Consider the following 3856-nt stretch of genomic DNA (forward strand, 5'->3'; position numbering starts at 1 on the left):
CGCCGCCACGGTCACCGAATCCACGGTCACCGCCACGGTCACCGCCACGGTCACCGAATCCACGGCCACCGTCGTCGTAGTAGCCGTAGTAGCCGCCGTAGTAGCCGGAGTCATAGCAGTAGTCGTAGTAAGGCTGGAAGAAGCCGAACCCGACCGAGTAGTAGTAGACGCAATAGCCGTGCGACGGGTGGGTCGTGCTGGGCGTGCTGGTGGCACTCGCCATGCCGGCTCCGCCGAGGGTCAGAGCCAGAGCCGCGAACAGGCTGGCGCACAGACTGAATATCCTGGATGTCTTTGCCCGCATGGTGCTTTCCCTTCCCGGGGCATGGACGGGACTGAGAGCCCTGCACGGCCGCGGTGGCGTCAGCACCAGTGCGAATACGATGCGTTCACGAAAGGGACCCGGTACGTCGGCCTTGAACGTGGCGTGAGTTGCCACGGCCGGCTCGCGCGCTCAACGCGCGGCATCGGGCCTGCCCGGGCTGCTCCGTTGAGCGGCTCCGCGGCGGGGCGTCTGTCCGACGGACAACCGACGACATGGTGGTCGTCGATCGGGATTTTGAGATTGCTCGCCTTCTCATGGAGCAAGAAGGCGATCGTTTCCACCAATCTGGCTCCAACGTAGACATATCACCTCAAGAAAGTCAAACGTAGTACAACCTACTGTCGCCTCGCCGGAATCGGAATCGATGCCTGCCGGAATTGATGCCCGCCTGGACGGGGGCGCCGCACGGCGCGAGCCGCGGGCTCCGGTCCCGGTCAGCGGTCCAGGTCACAGGTCCGGGGTCACTGGTCCGCGAACGGCAGCGCGGAGATCACCTTGCCGAGCGCGGGCGGTGGCGCCGGGTCGCCTGTCACGACCTCGCGGCCGCCGTAGATGATCGCGTACACCCGTCCGTCAGGGACCGGATCTCCCATCGAGATCCGTGGGAGTCGCGGGAAGTCCGCGTCCGAAAGCGCCTTGCGGAGCGTCGCGAGCTCGGCCGGCGTCAACCGGCCCGACTCATCGGGCTTGCCGCGCCCCAGGCGGGTGTACGAGCCGTCGCCGCGGACGATGACACTTTCGTGACGGCCGTCGATACCGCCGGTCATGGTCGCGGCGACCAGTCGTTCGACCTTGCCGGTGGGCGCGGGGGCGAGGGCGGAGGTGGGGGCACCCGACGGCGACGGCGACGGGGACGAAGAGGGCGTAGGGGACGAGGGGGAAGACGGGGAGGCGGTGGCCGGCGCGCTGCTCGCAGTGCTGTCCGGCGCGCCTTTCGCCGCACCGCCCCCGTCGCACCCCGACACCAGCAGAGCCGCGGCCAGCAGCCCCGCGGCACCCGTGATCCGTCTCATGTTCCCCACCCGTTTCTCCGGAACGCACCCACGGCTCACGCCGCTTTCCGCGACGAGGATGCCCGAGCGCGCGTTCGGACGGGAAGGGTCGCGCGTGGCCCCGGACATCCGCCGATGCCCGGGGCCCACCGCTGCGTGTGTCAGCCGATCTCGGCGCCGACGGCGGCCAGTGCGGTCGTCACCGGCTGGAAGAAGGTCTCACCGCCCGAAGTGCAGTCGCCGCTCCCGCCCGAGGTGAGGCCGACCGCGTCCCCTTCCCTGGTGAACAGGGCTCCGCCGCTGTCGCCCGGCTCCGCGCAGACGTTGGTCTGGATGAGCCCCGTGACCGTGCCCTCCGGGTAGTTCACGGTGGCGTTCAGGCCGGTGACCTGGCCGCCGTTCAGACCGGTGGTGCTGCCCATGCGGAAGACCTCCTGGCCGACGGCCGCGTCGGCCGCCTGCCCGATCTCCACGAGCTGCCCGTTGCCGACATCGACGGCGCTCGGAGCCTCGGTGCCCGGATCGTCGTACGTGACGAGCGCGAAGTCGCCCTCTCCGGGGAAGACGGCCTCCTGGACCGTACCGATGGGCGCGCCGTTCTGGTCCTCCGACCACTTCTCGGCGGCGACGCCGCAGTGGCCCGCGGTGAGGAATCCGGGCTGCCCGTCCTGCGTCGTGACGTTGAAGCCGAGCGAGCAGCGCGAGCCGCCGCCGAAGATGGCGTCCCCGCCCTCGACGAAGGGCTTGAACTCGCCCTTGGACTTCTGGATCCGGGCCACGCCGTCACCCAGGGACTCGACCGCCGATTCGAGTCTGTCCCAGCGCCCGCCGGTGACCGTGCGGTCGGCGGTGACCAGGATCTGGTTCGTCCTCGGGTCGACGGCCCAGGCGGTCCCCGGAACGCTCGCGTCGCGGGACAGCGACTGCGTCGCGGACTTCAGGGTGCTCGCGCTGTTCTGCACGCTGCGGGCCACCGCACCGGCCCGCTCGACCTGGCCGTTCACGTTGTTGTTGTCGCCCACGACATTGACGACGAGCTGCTTCTTCGCCGCGTCGTAGTACGCCCCGCCGTAGGACTCGCCGAGCTGCTTGCCCAACTGCTGGACGAGCTTCGCGGCGGACGCCGCGCTCATCTTCCTGGGGGCGTCCGGCTCGTCCCCCGACCCGGACTGCGAAGCGTTGGCATTCGGCAGCAGCACGGCCGCTGCGGCAATGCCCACCGCCCCGGCTCCGGCGAGAATCGCCTTCCGCTTGGGTATGCGCCTGTGACTCAACTCTTTGCCTCCTGCGGGGGGTACGGACTCCGGTCACCGAAGGAGACCGGGGGGACGCGTCCGGCCCTTCATACGGATGGCGCACCCGGTTTTGCTCATCGCGTCCGCAAGGAAATCTTCTTGACGGACCGTCATGGCGAGGCGTTCACGACATCAGCGGATGAACGTGCGTTTTGCGCGAGGGGGCATTCTTGTACGGAGATTGACGGCACTGGCGGCGATCGGGGCGGCGCTGACCGGGTGCGCCGGCGGCGGAGCGCGGTGAGCGTTTCGACAACCCCCAGCTGATCACCTCACTGCGCCGCCTCAAGGTCCCGTCGCATTCGCGGCATTCCGTACGACCGGCGCGCGCAATGCCGTGCCCTACTTCCGCTTCCCCGGCGGCTGTTACGACGAGCGCGCGCTGCGCACACTGCTCCGGCCAAGGTCACGGCCGTGCAGTGGGACGTGGTGAACGGCGACGCCTTCGCGAAGGACCCGGAGGCGGTCGCGGAGCAGGTCCTGTCAGGAGTGAAGCCGGGTTCCCTGGTCGTGATGCACTGCACCCGCAGCGCGGCGCCGGTCACCGAGGAGGCGGTCCGGCGGACCGTCCCGGAGCTGCGTCGGCGCGGCTACCGCTTCGTCAAGGTCTCCGAGCTGATGGCGGGCGCGGGCAGCGCGCCGTAGGGGGCAGCCTTGTGGATCTTGCCGTGCTCGGCCTGATCCGCCGGACGCTCCCTAGGCCCTGTCCGGGCGATCTTGTCGGGCCCGCGACGCCAGCTACGGCACTCCCCCAGCTACCGCTGGGAGGTACCCCCACGCTGCGTTGTCGGAGTCGCCCAAGTACGCCCAGTACGAGGGCGATCTCCCCCAGCTACCGCTGGGAGGTGCCCCCACCGCCTTGCGATGCGTCCCCTCGGCCCTCCGGGCCTGGGGAGACCCCACGCATCTGACGCCGCGGCTTGTTCCTCGAAGATCGCCCGGACAGGACCTAGCCTGAGCAGGCCGTGCGCTCGGCCTCGCGCCATTCACAGACCGGGCACAGGGTCGCGCCCTTGACCGACTCGGGGTACTCCGTCGGCTCTCCGCACAGCACGCAGTCCGCGAACGGGCCGTCCACTTCGGCGGACGTTGCCTGCGGCGTGGCGGCCGAGGGCTCGCAGTACGGGGTTGCTTCGTCCATACGGACGAGCCTAAGGGCTGTCCCGTAATCCCCGGTGGATCAGCGCGCGGCGTCAGATGCGGTGCATCGCAAGGCGGAGGGTCGTCCTCATACTGGGCGTATT

Annotated in this window: 4 protein-coding genes and 1 pseudogene; 1 reads left to right on the forward strand and 4 read right to left on the reverse strand. The window is 69.6% G+C overall.

The window, feature by feature from the left end:
• The 3 genes from ACWGI8_RS41120 to ACWGI8_RS41130 all read right to left on the reverse strand — a co-directional run.
• On the reverse strand, positions 1-223 hold a 223-nt coding region (locus tag ACWGI8_RS41120; protein ID WP_453668563.1), incomplete at its 3' end, for a hypothetical protein.
• A 563-nt stretch (positions 224-786) separates the two neighbouring features.
• Positions 787-1338, reverse strand: a complete 552-nt coding sequence (locus tag ACWGI8_RS41125; RefSeq protein WP_453668564.1) for a hypothetical protein — start codon at positions 1336-1338, stop codon at positions 787-789.
• Positions 1339-1478: 140 nt separating this feature from the next.
• Positions 1479-2591: a S1 family peptidase gene (locus tag ACWGI8_RS41130; RefSeq protein WP_453668565.1), complete on the reverse strand. Its 1113-nt coding sequence runs from the start codon at positions 2589-2591 to the stop codon at positions 1479-1481.
• Between the two features lie 319 nt (positions 2592-2910).
• Here ACWGI8_RS41130 and ACWGI8_RS41135 point away from each other — a divergent pair.
• Positions 2911-3257: pseudogene (locus tag ACWGI8_RS41135) on the forward strand (polysaccharide deacetylase family protein); the annotation flags it as partial.
• Positions 3258-3561: 304 nt separating this feature from the next.
• Here the strand turns inward: ACWGI8_RS41135 and ACWGI8_RS41140 are convergent.
• Complete coding sequence (locus ACWGI8_RS41140) at positions 3562-3753, reverse strand: hypothetical protein (protein WP_453668566.1); 192 nt, start codon at positions 3751-3753, stop codon at positions 3562-3564.
• Between the last annotated feature and the right edge of the window lie 103 nt (positions 3754-3856).

This window comes from Streptomyces sp. NPDC054841, from assembly GCF_053611045.1.